General features: G+C 35.0%; 11 protein-coding genes and 1 other RNA gene. 2 read left to right on the top strand and 10 right to left on the bottom strand.

What is annotated here, in order from left to right; genetic code table 11:
• Positions 1-9: 9 nt before the first annotated feature.
• The 5 genes from BLP58_RS01035 to BLP58_RS01015 all read right to left on the bottom strand — a co-directional run bounded on the left by BLP58_RS01035 (position 10) and on the right by BLP58_RS01015 (position 3913).
• On the bottom strand, positions 10-1242 hold the full coding sequence (locus tag BLP58_RS01035) for a metallophosphoesterase family protein (protein WP_013854012.1): 1233 nt from the start codon (positions 1240-1242) through the stop codon (positions 10-12).
• Between the two features lie 3 nt (positions 1243-1245).
• Positions 1246-2370, bottom strand: a complete 1125-nt coding sequence (locus BLP58_RS01030; RefSeq protein WP_025084070.1) for a THUMP domain-containing class I SAM-dependent RNA methyltransferase — start codon at positions 2368-2370, stop codon at positions 1246-1248.
• A 71-nt stretch (positions 2371-2441) separates the two neighbouring features.
• An RNA gene (gene rnpB, locus BLP58_RS01025) (RNase P RNA component class B) lies at positions 2442-2809 on the bottom strand.
• A 26-nt stretch (positions 2810-2835) separates the two neighbouring features.
• Entirely contained in the window at positions 2836-3255 is a 420-nt protein-coding gene (locus tag BLP58_RS01020) for a DivIVA domain-containing protein (protein WP_013854010.1), read from the bottom strand.
• Positions 3256-3343: 88 nt separating this feature from the next.
• A complete protein-coding gene (locus BLP58_RS01015; protein ID WP_013854009.1) occupies positions 3344-3913 on the bottom strand; it encodes an SLOG family protein in 570 nt (189 codons plus the stop codon).
• Between the two features lie 69 nt (positions 3914-3982).
• Here BLP58_RS01015 and recU point away from each other — a divergent pair, with 69 nt between their 5' ends.
• Complete coding sequence (gene recU, locus BLP58_RS01010) at positions 3983-4615, top strand: Holliday junction resolvase RecU (protein ID WP_013854008.1); 633 nt, start codon at positions 3983-3985, stop codon at positions 4613-4615.
• The gene (locus BLP58_RS01005) at positions 4615-6909 is read left to right on the top strand and encodes a PBP1A family penicillin-binding protein (protein ID WP_025084069.1); all 2295 of its coding nucleotides are present in this window, start codon (positions 4615-4617) and stop codon (positions 6907-6909) included. Before recU ends, BLP58_RS01005 begins: the two co-directional genes overlap by 1 nt.
• 162 nt (positions 6910-7071) lie before the next feature.
• On the opposite strand, the gene nth is transcribed toward BLP58_RS01005, so the two are convergent.
• The 5 genes from nth to BLP58_RS00980 all read right to left on the bottom strand — a co-directional run bounded on the left by nth (position 7072) and on the right by BLP58_RS00980 (position 13064).
• Positions 7072-7701 (bottom strand): endonuclease III, encoded by a 630-nt coding sequence (gene nth / locus BLP58_RS01000; protein WP_013854006.1) that lies wholly within the window; start codon positions 7699-7701, stop codon positions 7072-7074.
• 1 nt (position 7702) lies between these two features.
• A complete protein-coding gene (locus tag BLP58_RS00995) occupies positions 7703-8344 on the bottom strand; it encodes a DnaD domain protein (RefSeq protein ID WP_013854005.1) in 642 nt (213 codons plus the stop codon).
• Positions 8345-8430: 86 nt separating this feature from the next.
• Positions 8431-9729 (bottom strand): asparagine--tRNA ligase, encoded by a 1299-nt coding sequence (gene asnS / locus BLP58_RS00990; RefSeq protein ID WP_013854004.1) that lies wholly within the window; start codon positions 9727-9729, stop codon positions 8431-8433.
• A gap of 54 nt (positions 9730-9783) precedes the next feature.
• Entirely contained in the window at positions 9784-10281 is a 498-nt protein-coding gene (locus BLP58_RS00985; RefSeq protein ID WP_013854003.1) for a hypothetical protein, read from the bottom strand.
• A gap of 2 nt (positions 10282-10283) precedes the next feature.
• A complete protein-coding gene (locus BLP58_RS00980) occupies positions 10284-13064 on the bottom strand; it encodes a helicase C-terminal domain-containing protein (protein WP_013854002.1) in 2781 nt (926 codons plus the stop codon).
• Between the last annotated feature and the right edge of the window lie 7 nt (positions 13065-13071).

Raw genomic sequence — 13071 nt, 5'->3', positions numbered from 1 at the left:
CTCTATTTATCAATATTTAATTTTCACTTGTAAGTTAGTGTGCGAACTTGTGTCATAAAGAGTTTTTAAATAGATTCGGTATTCAGGATGATGCTTAACCAAAATCTGATATTCTTCAGACGCATGGATTTTGGCCAACTCACTTGCCTTAATATGATTATGACCGGTAAAAAAGTGGTAATTCATCCAACCAAATAATCTACCCATCCTCTGAACTAAATCAATATCATCATGGTAAGTATTTAATTCGCTTTGCATCATATCTGCTGAAATACTTCCTAATTGTAAGTCTTTTAAATACTTATGAAAATGTTCTAAAGTATAATTTTGTTTCTCTTGCTTTGTAAGATAGCGTGTCATGTTAAATTTACGTCGGACATAAGTAATATGACGCGAATGAACACGTACTACACCATATCCCTGATCGTTTGAACAAAAACTAGAGGTAACAACTTCAGTTGTTGGTGTCATATCATGTGGTCCCATAATATTTTGAGCATGAATATGACCCGAAAAAGCAAGTTTAACATTATATCTAGCACAAATGCGACGCAATTCAACTGCATCGTCAACTACATAGCCCTTATTTACCGCTGGATTATGAACATAGAGGTTATGGTGCATAAATAATATCGGACGTAAATTATTTTCTTGAGCATACCGAAACTGCTTTTCAATCCATTTAAGTTGCTCTTTACCAATCATTCCTCTAGTATGCGGGGCTTCTGTAGTTTCCTCTTTACCATATATATTTGAATCGGCTAAAACTAAAAAGTACTGCGGGTTAAGTTGTACGCTATAAGCTAAAGAACTGCTATCTTCATCTGTAGCCTGACGATACGAACGATCAAAAATTGAACGCCAAAACATCGGACTAATTTCACCAGCATAAAATTGTTTCTTTCCCCGAAATTCTCTAGCCCAACCATCAAAAATATCGTGATTTCCAGGAATAACTAAAACCTTAGTATCTTTCAAGGGTTTAAAAATCTCTGCAAATTTTTCTGCGGAAACTCGTTCTCCATTAAAGGTCAAATCTCCTGTAACAATGATTGCGGCAGGCTTTTTCTGTTGTGCCATTCGTCTAAAAGCAGTCAAAACAGTTTCTTGATAGTAAAGATCTTTACCTTGACTTGTTTTTTGCATTCGAGCAAAAGCTTGACCTTCATCATGTAAACTATCTGCAATTAGATGCGTATCAGAAATTACCCAAAATTCCGTATTCAGCTCTTTTGTAATCATAATTTACCTTCTATTAGCCCAGTATTGATAGAAATCTACTCGTAAATTACCATTAAATAATTTACGCTTTTTAGTAGCTCGAGCACCAAAGCACTTTTCAAAATTAGGATCAGCAGTTAAATAATACTGACTAAAGGAATCTAATGGTCGTAAAACTTCTCCCATTTGTTTATACAAGGCTTCAGCTGACTCACGATCCTTCAATCGTTTACCATAGGGAGGATTAGCAATTATAACGCCGTTTTCTAAATCAGTTGTAAAGTCCTTTACGGCAACCTGCTTAAAACGAATATCTTGTAAAACACCTGCATTATGAGCATTCAATTTAGCAATTTCTAACACCGATTGGTCAATATCACTTGCCCAAATTGGAGCTGCTAAAGGCTTTACCTGAGTTTTAGCTTCAGCCACTGCTTTTTGATGCAAGTCAGCGTTAAACCAATCAAAACCGTCAAAAGCAAACTTACGCCAAGTTCCTGGGGCAATATTCTTAGCAATTAAAGCTGCTTCTATAGCCAGGGTTCCAGAGCCAGTCATAGGATCAATTAAGGGATGCGTACCGTCATAAGGTGTTAATTTTAATAGCCCAGCTGCAAAATTTTCCTTCAATGGGGCACCACCATGTTCTACTCGATAGCCACGCTTAAATAAACTTGCTCCTGTAGTATCCAAAGAAATTCGAGCAATATTCTTATAAATATGAATATCTAATGGATATTCATTGCCCGTTTCAGGTAAAAAGCCACGGCGATGATATTGATCAATCATTTTATTAACAATTGCTTTTTTAACGATTGATTGAACGTCTGGTTCTGAGTGCAATTTAGATTTGACTGCTCGTCCTTGTACAGGAAATTTTGCATCAACTGGTAATAATTCGGCCCAGTCATAATCATAGACTTCATTAAATAAAGTATCAAAATCTGTTGCTTTAAATTCCTTGAGTAAAATCTTGATTCGATCAGCAGTCCTAAGCCATAAATTAGTCTTAACAATATCGGCTTGACTGCCTTTAAAAAAAACTCGTCCATTTTCGACACGTGTCTTATATCCCATGCCTTGTAGCTCTTTATTAACTACGCTTTCAAAACCGGCACCCATTGTTGCATAAAGTTGGTATTTTTTCATCATTTATATTCATTCATCCTTTAAAAATAAAAAAGAGCTGAGCTAAAAAGCCCAACTCTGCCAATGTGAATTTCTATAAGCCACGTTTTGTTCCAGTGATTTTGGCAGAATCACCTTCAGTAGTCATCTATCTTTATTGCTAGTCACAATAATCCGGTCTTTAGTTCATTTCCTTTGACCGAAACTCCCCCACCAAATTTGGGTTTCACACTCGCAGGGTTTACCTCGTTCCACCAAGATCATTTCTGATCTTGCTTCGTCACTGTGGCACTTTTCAGGATAGTAATGCATGTCCGCAGATTTAGCACTTTTTCCGCCGTGAAAATCAAAGATTCTCCTCCAGCTTATTGGGCTGAATACGATCACTACAGACATCGCAGTCTGTGCGTGCGTGGACTTTCCTCAGTTGATCTAAAATCAACCGCGCCTACTCAAAATTCACACTGTTAATTATTATAACAAAAATTATTGCTTTAGGCCATAAACGTGTTGTTCCAAATTATAAACTTTTCGCTCTAAAGTTGATATTCTTTGGATAATTGCCATATTAGTAGAAATTTCACCTTGATCGTCATCTTCTTGAGCAAAGCTAGACGCTGTAGTATTTCTTCGATGCGTTGGCGTATAAGTTTTAACCTTCTCTTCCTCTGCTTCTTCTGCTTGAACGGTTTTCTTTTCTTTTGTCTTTTCATCCATTAATTGACGTTGAAGCGTCCCAATTTGGCCATATAAGTCTTCAATAATTTGTTGAAAAGTTTCATAGTCTGAGATTACTTGATCCAAATAAGAATCAACCTCATCTGGGTCATAACCTTTCACTTTACTTCTAAATTGTTTTTTTAATATATCTTGTGCTGATAATTTTACATCATTTAAATTTGCCATCTTACTGACAACTCCTTTACATTCCACCCTATTTTAGCAAAAAGCGGACTTAGATAAAACCAAGAAACGTCTTTTAATAAAAATTTTACTATTCTAAAAAATCATCTTTAGAATGATTTTCCTGATACTCTTCTGCAGCATCCTGTAAATCATAAAAATCAATTAAATCTAAAGGATATTCTTTGGTTTCTTGATATTTTTGGATTAAATTATAATCATATTTCGGTTTACCAGGATGATCAGTATCATAAATCATTAGTGCACGATCGGTATGTTGAATCATAAAGTTTTGATAGTTACGTAATTGCAATGGACCTTGATACGGGGTGCTAGACGTTGAAGCAAAAAAATCAACTTTTTCTCTTAAGTTGATAAACTTTGCTTGATTGTTTTCGTTCCAGCGATTAGCAAATTCCTCATAAGGAATCATCATGGAAGTTCTTACTGGGTATTTTTTATTAAGTTCAACGCCGACTTCTGCTGCCCATTGTTCAACTCCCAGATTAGCACCGGTAATAATCCAATCTAATTGTCCTTCCTCAAGTAAACTAATGAAATAATTTTTGAGGGCATATTTAATGATAGTAATTTTGGGATCATGATCATTAAAAACATTTAGTTCATAACTTCGATACCCCGTTACCCATAATCGCTGCATTACATCCAGCCCTTCCTAATATTCAAAAATTCGTTCTTTATTGCTATAATGCTAACAGGAGTGAGGTTAATGGTCAAATATCCAAGCGGCAGTTTAGCCGCATTTAGAAAACCAGTCACAAAAAAAGAAGAACACAAAGTAAGACGCTCATATACCCATAGAAAAGGCGTTAATTTTTCTGATCGTGGGATGACTCTTGAACAACAGATTAATGAATCAAATAAATATTATTTAAGTGAAGAGATTGCTGTTGTTCATAAGAAACCAACCCCAGTTCAGATAGTTAAGGTCGATTATCCTAAACGATCTAGAGCAGTTATTCGAGAAGCTTATTTTAGACAAGCTTCGACTACTGATTATAACGGTGTTTATAAGGGATATTACCTTGATTTTGAAGCGAAGGAAACACGAAATAAAACTAATTTCCCACTGAAAAATTTTCATGAACATCAGATTTTTCACTTGGATGAATGTTTAAAGCAACAAGGGATCTGTTTCGCAATTATTAGATTTGCGAGTCTAGAACGTTATTTTGTTACTCCTGCTAGTTTTGTAATTCACGCTTGGCGGGAAAAAGATAAAAGCTCAATGACTCTAAAAGAAATTGAAGCTCATTCTTATGAAATTAAAAGCAGCTTTCGTCCAACCTTGCCCTATCTTAGGGCGGTTGATGACTTTATTGCAGATAGGGAAAGAGAATAATGGCAGATAAGAATATAAGACGTGAATCACGTAGAGATTATCACCTCCGAAGGTCAAATCAAGGGCATATTTTTGGCAAAATTATTAAATGGTTTTTATTGATAGTTTTGCTAGTAGTAGTTTCTGGAATTGGTCTTTTTGCTTTTTATGTAAAAGATGCTCCCAATATTAGTCAAGATCAATTACAAAGTGGTGGTACATCAAGCCTTTACACTAATAATGGTAAGTTCTTGCTTTCACTGGGGTCAGAAAAAAGAATTTATGTTAAAAATAAAGACATTCCTCAGCAATTAAAAGATGCAGTTGTCTCTGTTGAAGATAAGAGATTCTATAATGATAAACTTGGAGTTGATCCAATCAGAATCGTTGGTTCAATGCTAACTAATGCCCAAAGTAACAGTATTGCTGCCGGTGGTTCAACCATCACTCAACAACTTGTTAAGTTAACTGTTTTTTCAACTGCAGCTTCTCAACGTACGTTAAAAAGAAAAGCTCAAGAAGCTTGGTTAGCAATGAAGGTGCAACATGAGTTTAGCAAAGATCAAATTCTAGAGTTCTATATTAATAAGGTATTCATGAATTATGGTAATTATGGAATGGAAACAGCAGCTAATTACTACTACAATAAACCATTGAAAAATTTGGATTTGGTCCAAACAGCTCTAATTGCAGGGATGCCAAATGCTCCTGTAGCTTACGATCCATATCTTTACCCACAAAAAGCTAAATATCGACGCAACATTGTATTAAAAACAATGTTACAAAACAATAAGATTACTAAAGCTCAGTACAGTCAAGCAGCTAATGAACCAATTAATCGAGGACTAAAACCTCGGCGAACTCAAAATGAATCTAAAATTAGAAAGATCGATGATCCATATGTTAAAGAAGTAATATCCGAAGTCAAAAGCAAGGGTTTTGATCCTTATAATAATAATTTAAAAATTACTGTTAACATTGATCAAAGAGCCCAGAATAAGCTTTATGAATTAGCTAATAATGGTTCGGTACCATTCACCAATAATAAGATGCAAATCGGTGCGACGGTAGTTGATCCAACTAATGGTCATGTCGTCGCTATCTTAGGTGGACGTCACTTACCTTCTGTTCAGCTGGGGCTTGACCGTGCTGTTCAAACTGGTCGTTCTACAGGTTCATCAATTAAACCAGTACTTGATTATGGCCCAGCAATTCAATACTTAAACTGGTCAACTGCGAAGATGATCGATGATAGTAAGTATGTTTATCCAGGAACTAATATTCAACTTTATGACTGGGATAATAAATATGACGGTATGATGACTATGCGTAAAGCTTTAGAGCAATCTCGTAATGTGCCTGCGGTTAAAACTCTAGCTGAAGTTGGAGTTAAACGTGCTTCTGCATTTGCTCGTAGAATGGGAGTTAACGTTTCGCCTAAGTCTGGTCTATCAGTAGCTATTGGTGCTAACGCATCCAGTTTACAAATGACCGGCGCTTACAGTGCTTTTGCTACAATGGGAATCTATCATAAGCCGCAATTCGTTTCAAAAATCGAGACCCCAGATGGTTTAACTAGAAACTATGATTCTAATGGCGTTCGTGTAATGAAAAAATCTACTGCTTATATGATTACAGATATGCTTAAAGGCGTCATTAAACGAGGATCTGGAACTAGTGCTAAAATTGCTGATTTATATCAAGCTGGTAAAACCGGGACAGTTAAATATTCAGACGAAGATTTAGCTAAATATCCTAGTTATAATTCAACTCCAAAGGATTCTTGGTTCGTTGGTTATACTCGCTCATATGTCATGGGTGTTTGGACCGGTTATGATAATTTGAAAGATGGTACAATTGCTGGTATTGGTCAACAATCTGCTCAGTTAATTTACAAGAGTATGATGACCTACTTAATGAGAAATAAACCTAACTTAAATTGGGAACAACCTAAGTCTGTTGTTCGTGCTAAAATAGTCAACAATTCTAATCCACCACAAGTAGCTTCTAGCGGTGGCACTTGGCAGTTATTTGTTCGTGGTCATGCCACAGCTGGTGTAGGAAACAGCGCTGCTAGTTATGATGAGGACGACGAAGAAACTGATACTAATTCTTCAACCGATAATGATAATACAAATACTGTTAATACTACTGTTAGTCGATCTTCTGCTCGTTCAGATAATGGTTCTGTTCATCAATCAAATAATAGTGAAAAAGCATCATCCTCTTCTTCAAGTAAAGCTCAATCTTCATCATCAAGTGCTCAGAGTCAGAAATCATCTCAAAGCAGTGATCATGATTCAGATAAAGAATAATTTAGAAACCAGAGTATATTATTTGCTCTGGCTTCTTTTTTGTTTACTATTTTTTATTGGCTTGAACTTTGTTCAAGCTTTTTGTTTTATAAACAATTTAGTAACAATATACTTTGAACAGATATAAAAATAAAAAAAGTGGTTTTGCCACTTTTTAAAATTCTAATTCTGCATATCCAAATATGAATATGGATCACCTTTAGCTCTCGCTGGCATTGTATAACGACCAAACAAGATCATCGCATGATGTGTTTTTATCCATTCTTTTTTAGGTAAAATAGCTTCTAATCTTTTCTCAACTTCATGCGGTGTTGCTTTTTGATCAACAATATGAAACTTCTTAGAGATTCTTGATACATGCGTATCAACTGCAATGGCCGGAATACCATACCCTTCAGCCAAGACAACATTAGCAGTCTTTTCTCCAACACCAGGCAAAGTCATTAATTTCTTTTTATCTCGTGGAATTTTACTATGATATTGATCCACTAAAATTTCAGCAGTAGCTTTTAAATGCTTTGCTTTAGAACGATATAAACCTATGGTTTTAATTTCATGTTCAATTTCTTCAATTGGCGCAGTGGCCAAACTTTCAGGTGTGGGAAATTTTCGACTAAAACTTGGCATTACTCGGTTAACCATTTTGTCAGTCGTCTGTGCACTCATTACCACAGCACATAATAAATGAAACTTACTATCCCATTGCAATTCTCCTTTAGCATCAGGATAAAGAGCTAAAATTCTTTTTAAAACAGCACGTGCTTCATCATCACTCAATAATTTTTCTACCATACTATCTATTCCTCTTTAAGAATCTTTTAACTTCTGCAGTTGTTTTAAGATTATGCCTCTGCCAGTTAAGCAACACTCGGTCAATATATTTTAAAGAATAAGCTTGTGATAAAACAGCTTCACGTAATGCTAATTCGATAATATCCGGACTGTAATGATCAACACTTAACCATTGTGAAATTTCTTCCCGTTCAATTGGACTTAAATAGCGCCCAAACTCTATTTCTACTTTTCGCGAAAGATAATTAATTGGATTATTTTCTAAATTATCTGTTACCCTAGTTGTTTTATTTTGTTTATTCTTAATTAAAATATTTTGATCAATATAATGATCTAGAGCTTCATATAACTTATTTAAACTATATTGATTACCGATTTTATCTTGGCTATCTGTCGTTTGCTCTATGGTTAAATAATTTTGATCTATCAAGTGCTGAATTAAATTACCAACATCTGTTACAGTCAAATTAGTGTTGGCAGCAATTTTTTCATTTGATGGAAATAGTTCTCCACGCTGTCCAAAAGCTTCTAATTGAATGATCAGCAATAATTCTGCATCACTAATTTGTAATTGTGGATAATAAGCGATCAGACCATTCTGTAGAGTAGTAAAACCCAATGCACGATAATCATTAAACTGCAAAATACAATTCCTTTCAAAAATAAAAGTTGAACTAATATCTAGTCCAACTTTTGTTAAAATATTAAAAATTTCAAATACAACATTTATTACGGTTGCATTCTGTTAATCAATCTTGGGAATGGAATAGCTTCACGAATATGATCTAAGTGACACATCCATGCAATAGTACGTTCGAAGCCCATGCCAAAACCTGAGTGTGGTACGCCACCGAATTGACGCAAGTCAAGATACCATTGATAGTCCTCAAGATTCAGTCCGGCATCTAAAATTTGTTGCTTTAAAGTTTCATAATTACCTTCACGTTCAGATCCACCAAAGATTTCACCATAACCTTCTGGAGCAATTACATCTGCACATAAATATTCCTTCGGATTATCTGGATTCTTCTTCATATAGAACGGTTTAATTGAGGTTGGATAGTTAACAATAAAGACAGGACGATCATATTGCTCTGAAATATATCCTTCATCCGGTGCACCAAAATCATCGCCCCATTTGAAATCTCTGCCCGCATCCTGTAGCATTTTCACAGCATCATCGTATGAAAGACGGGTAAAATTACCTTCAGTAGTTGGACGAAGTTTTTCAGGATCTCTACCTAAAATCTTAAGTTCATATTGGTTATGTTCCAAAACTTGCTTAGTCATATAAGCTAGATATCTTTCTTGCAAGTCTAATGATTCATCTTGATGCATCCAAGCCATCTCTGGTTCCATCATCCAGAACTCAGTCATATGACGACGACCCTTTGATTCTTCAGCTCTAAAAGTTGGACCAAAAGTAAAAATCTTACCATAAGCCATGGCACCTGCTTCACCATATAACTGGCCTGATTGTGATAAGTAAGCATCATGATCAAAGTATTCAACGTGGAATAATTGAGTAGTACCTTCTGGAGCGGAATGCATAAAAATTGGTGCATCAAACTTAATGAAACCTTCTTTTTCAAAGAAGTCCACAGTTGCTTTAAACATAGTATTTCTAATTTGCATAATAGCAAATGGCTTCTTTGATCTTAACCATAAGTGACGGTGGTCAAGAAGAAAATCAATCCCATGTTCCTTATTACCAATTGGGTAGCCTTCATTGTTAGAAACTACCTGTAAATCTGTAATTTGAATTTCATAACCAAAGTGGGAACGTGCGTCTTCATGGACAGTACCAGTAATGTAAAAACTAGCTTCCTGTCTTAATGACTTAGCAGCTTCAAATACTTCTTCTGATACGTCATTCTTACGAACTACTCCTTGGAAAAATGCTGTACCGTCACGTAATTGCAAAAAGATAATCTTTCCGCTTGATCTTTTGTCTGTTAGCCAAACATGCATCTTAACTTCTTCATCAACATGTTTAGAAGAATCCTTAATTGAAATCAATTCTGTCATAAATTTCCTATCCACCTTTTTATCAATTATACAATGTCCATAATACCAAAGTTTTTACAAATTATCGACTTCTGAGATATCATTTCCATTTTTAAATTCATACAAAGTATAGCCTAAATTGCCATTTGACTTCTTATAGGCAACCTCCCAGACTGCTTCACCTTTATACCAGCCTAGATTAATATGATTAATTGTAGCATTAGAATGTGAAGATTTAAAATTATTTTTAATAGTTGTCTCACTTACTCCCCTTTTAGCGGGGTATAAGTATGCCTTCTTAGAATTAGGCAGGTAAATAAAATAATAACGTCGACCTTTTTTATTAGTTCCCGTAATAGAATAACTACTAGTGCCGCGATCTAAATGGTAATACTGTTCAATATTAGTAATCGGAGTCTTAGAAGCTGCTAATTGAACTACTCGTTGATTATTGCCCCTACTTTTTGAACCAGCATAGTAAAAAATCGCAATACTTACAAAAAAAGCAATAATTATCAAACTAATTACCCAGGTCACAAATTTAATTGTTTGTTTTGTATCGTCTTGTATCATTACTATTCGTCTTTTAACTTCTTTTTCAATTCTTTTTTACTTATTTTTTCAATCTTAACTGGAATTATTTGTAAAAAGGCATCTCCATAATTTTTAGTCCATAATCTAGGATCCAAAATCACAAATTGCCCATGATCTTGTTCACCTCTAATTAAACGCCCCATTCCTTGCCGGAAGCGAATAACTGCCCTAGGTAAAGTATCTTTAGTAAAAACATCGATACCTCGATCTTCAAGACGCCTTTGTCGCAAGCGTACTTCAGGCTGTTCTGGCGCCTCAAATGGCAATCGAGCTGCGAATACTGCATCAATTCGGCAATCATGAAAGTCGATGCCCTCCCAAAAACTATCAGCTCCAATAATGATTGCTTTTTTAGCAATCACAAATCTTTTAGCTATTCGATTATTGGACCCTGATAGGCCTTGAGCTAAAATTTCAAAGTCTTTTAATTCAGGTGTATTCATAATCGCTACAAAAACATCATGAATTTTTTCTAAATTAGTCATCAAAACTAAAACGTGTTGCTTGCTCTTTAAATCATTGATCAAGATTTGGTCAATTGCTTCTTCATAAGCCTCACTATCAGGAGAAGGCATATCTTTAACAGCTAACACTTTAAGATGCTTTGCCATATTAAATGTGCTCTTACCAATGTATTCTAATGGGTGTAAATTACCTAAAGCTAATTGATTAATCACATAATCAAAATTATGATCACTAGTCAACGTTGCACTAATAAAGGCCAGATGATCAAAACGACTATAAATTTGTTGAAGAATCTCTGTAGCATCAAGCATTAACCAATTTAAATTTGTACTAAGCGGATCTTCAGGATTGGTAATCATTAAAACAAAGCCATTTTGAGCCAAATTATTAGTATCAGATAACAAATCTGCTAATTGATAACCCTTTTCAGAATAATAATCTAAACTATCAATTTGTTCAGTAATCTCACTTAATAAAGCTTCAGTATTAGTAAGAACTCGTTCTTGTTCATGATAAAGTTCAAATAAAACTTGATTAGTTAAGTCTCTGACTTGCTCCAATTTTTGTTGAAACTTGCCTAAAGTTAATCTAAATTTACTATTATTACCAAACAAGCCCTTGCCTTGAAAACTGAGTTCTAAAGTGCCATTAGGTAATAAAGAATGATTTACTGCATGACTATGCTGCGCATAAAGTTCTTTTTGCAACTGATTAATTATCTGAATTAATTCTAAAGATTCAGGATCTAGTTTTTGCAATAAAAAATTAAGCTGTACATCATCGGTAAACTGGCTCTCTACACTCTCATTAGAATAATAAAGCAAATTACGCAAGTGACTAATTACACCCCAAAGCGCTTCAAAACGAAGCGAATCATTGCGAGAACTAATTACATTATCTGTAAAACAATGTGCTTCATCAATAACTAAATATGGATTCTGTCCCCAAATAGTATCCATGTAGTGATTAGCTAAATAAGCATGGTTAGTAACTAAAATATCAGCTTGCTCTTGCCGTTCACGGGCCAAATTCCAGAAGTCGACACTAGCAAAGCGACTACCAACCCTCGCATCCCCAGGATGTTGGATTTGCGCAAACAATGGTGCTTCATAATTAGTCAGATTTAATTCATCTAGATCGCCTGTTTTAGTCATTGTCAGCCAAACCAAAATCTGCATCTGCAAAATTAACGTTGGCTTATTGGGCGTCCCCTGAAAAAGAGTCTGCACAAATCCATCTAAATCCAAATAACGACTACTGGACTTTACTACATCAGCGGTAAGATCTAATTTGCTTACACGCAATAATTGTGGTATTTCACGTTCAATCACTTGTTGCTGCAATACTTTAGTTGGCGTTGCAATAATTAATTTTCTGCCTGAATAAAGCTGATAAGCATATGCAAATAAATACGAAAATGTCTTTCCCGTGCCGTTTGGTGCTTCCACTAACATTGCTCTTTGCTCAGGGTTATTAATAAACTGATGCAAATGATTAATTAAATCAACTTGTGCACGCCGAAAATGAAGTTTGCCTTTAAATAGCTTCTTCTTTTGTTCATCACTTTGAGGGAACTTTCTGTTCTCCCCATGACCACTAAAACTATTACTTTGTTTTTGTAAAACAATATTACGCACCTGCATATATTGTGAACCAAGAGGGCATTTTTCTTGGCGCAATGCGTCCGCAATTGTAGTGATTACCCATGAAGTATCACGAATTAAGCCATGAGATAATGAACTTAATGTATTAAGCGTAGCTTGAGGCAGTTCTTCAAATTGATGAATAATTTTAATTAACAAAATAGCTGTCCCATAAGCATCTGAATCCGCCTTATGTGGATTTAAGTGCTTAATTTTTAACTGTGATGTTAAATCGCTCAGCTTATATGACGGCAAAGTTGGAAAAGCAATTTTAGCTAATTCTACCGTATCAATTGCCTTGTTAGTTAATGCATCATAGCCACGCTGCATTAATTCATAATTTAAAAATGGCAAATCAAAATCGACATTGTGAGCAACAAAAATTGTATTTTGCAATATCTTAATAATTTTAGGCGCATAAAAATCAAAATCTTTCTGTTTTTGCACATCTTCATTATGAATACCAGTTAGATTAATTACAGCTTGCGGAATTTCCCTGTGTGGGTTAATCATGAAAGAATAGGTTTTAACCACTTGCAAATTTTTGATAATCGCACAGCCAAACTGAATAATATGATGTCCTTTTTCCCGTTGCGTTCCTGTCGTTTCTAAGTCAACCACCGCAAAGGTATCTTTTGCAAAAATCTTTGCCATCTTTTTC

Source organism: Lactobacillus kefiranofaciens (genome assembly GCF_900103655.1).
In the GTDB taxonomy this organism is placed as follows: domain Bacteria; phylum Bacillota; class Bacilli; order Lactobacillales; family Lactobacillaceae; genus Lactobacillus; species Lactobacillus kefiranofaciens.
Note: the sequence above shows the minus strand (reverse complement) of the source record. Positions and strands in the feature narration are given on the sequence as shown.

Excerpts from the sequence above, each read along its gene's own strand:
- BLP58_RS01035 (WP_013854012.1), bottom strand. The coding sequence starts at position 1,242 with ATGATTACAAAAGAGCTGAATACGGAATTTTGGGTAATTTCTGATACG.
- BLP58_RS01030 (WP_025084070.1), bottom strand. The coding sequence starts at position 2,370 with ATGAAAAAATACCAACTTTATGCAACAATGGGTGCCGGTTTTGAAAGC.
- BLP58_RS01020 (WP_013854010.1), bottom strand. The coding sequence starts at position 3,255 with ATGGCAAATTTAAATGATGTAAAATTATCAGCACAAGATATATTAAAA.
- BLP58_RS01015 (WP_013854009.1), bottom strand. The coding sequence starts at position 3,913 with ATGCAGCGATTATGGGTAACGGGGTATCGAAGTTATGAACTAAATGTT.
- recU (WP_013854008.1), top strand. The coding sequence starts at position 3,983 with ATGGTCAAATATCCAAGCGGCAGTTTAGCCGCATTTAGAAAACCAGTC.
- BLP58_RS01005 (WP_025084069.1), top strand. The coding sequence starts at position 4,615 with ATGGCAGATAAGAATATAAGACGTGAATCACGTAGAGATTATCACCTC.
- nth (WP_013854006.1), bottom strand. The coding sequence starts at position 7,701 with ATGGTAGAAAAATTATTGAGTGATGATGAAGCACGTGCTGTTTTAAAA.
- asnS (WP_013854004.1), bottom strand. The coding sequence starts at position 9,729 with ATGACAGAATTGATTTCAATTAAGGATTCTTCTAAACATGTTGATGAA.
- BLP58_RS00985 (WP_013854003.1), bottom strand. The coding sequence starts at position 10,281 with ATGATACAAGACGATACAAAACAAACAATTAAATTTGTGACCTGGGTA.
- BLP58_RS00980 (WP_013854002.1), bottom strand. The coding sequence starts at position 13,064 with ATGGCAAAGATTTTTGCAAAAGATACCTTTGCGGTGGTTGACTTAGAA.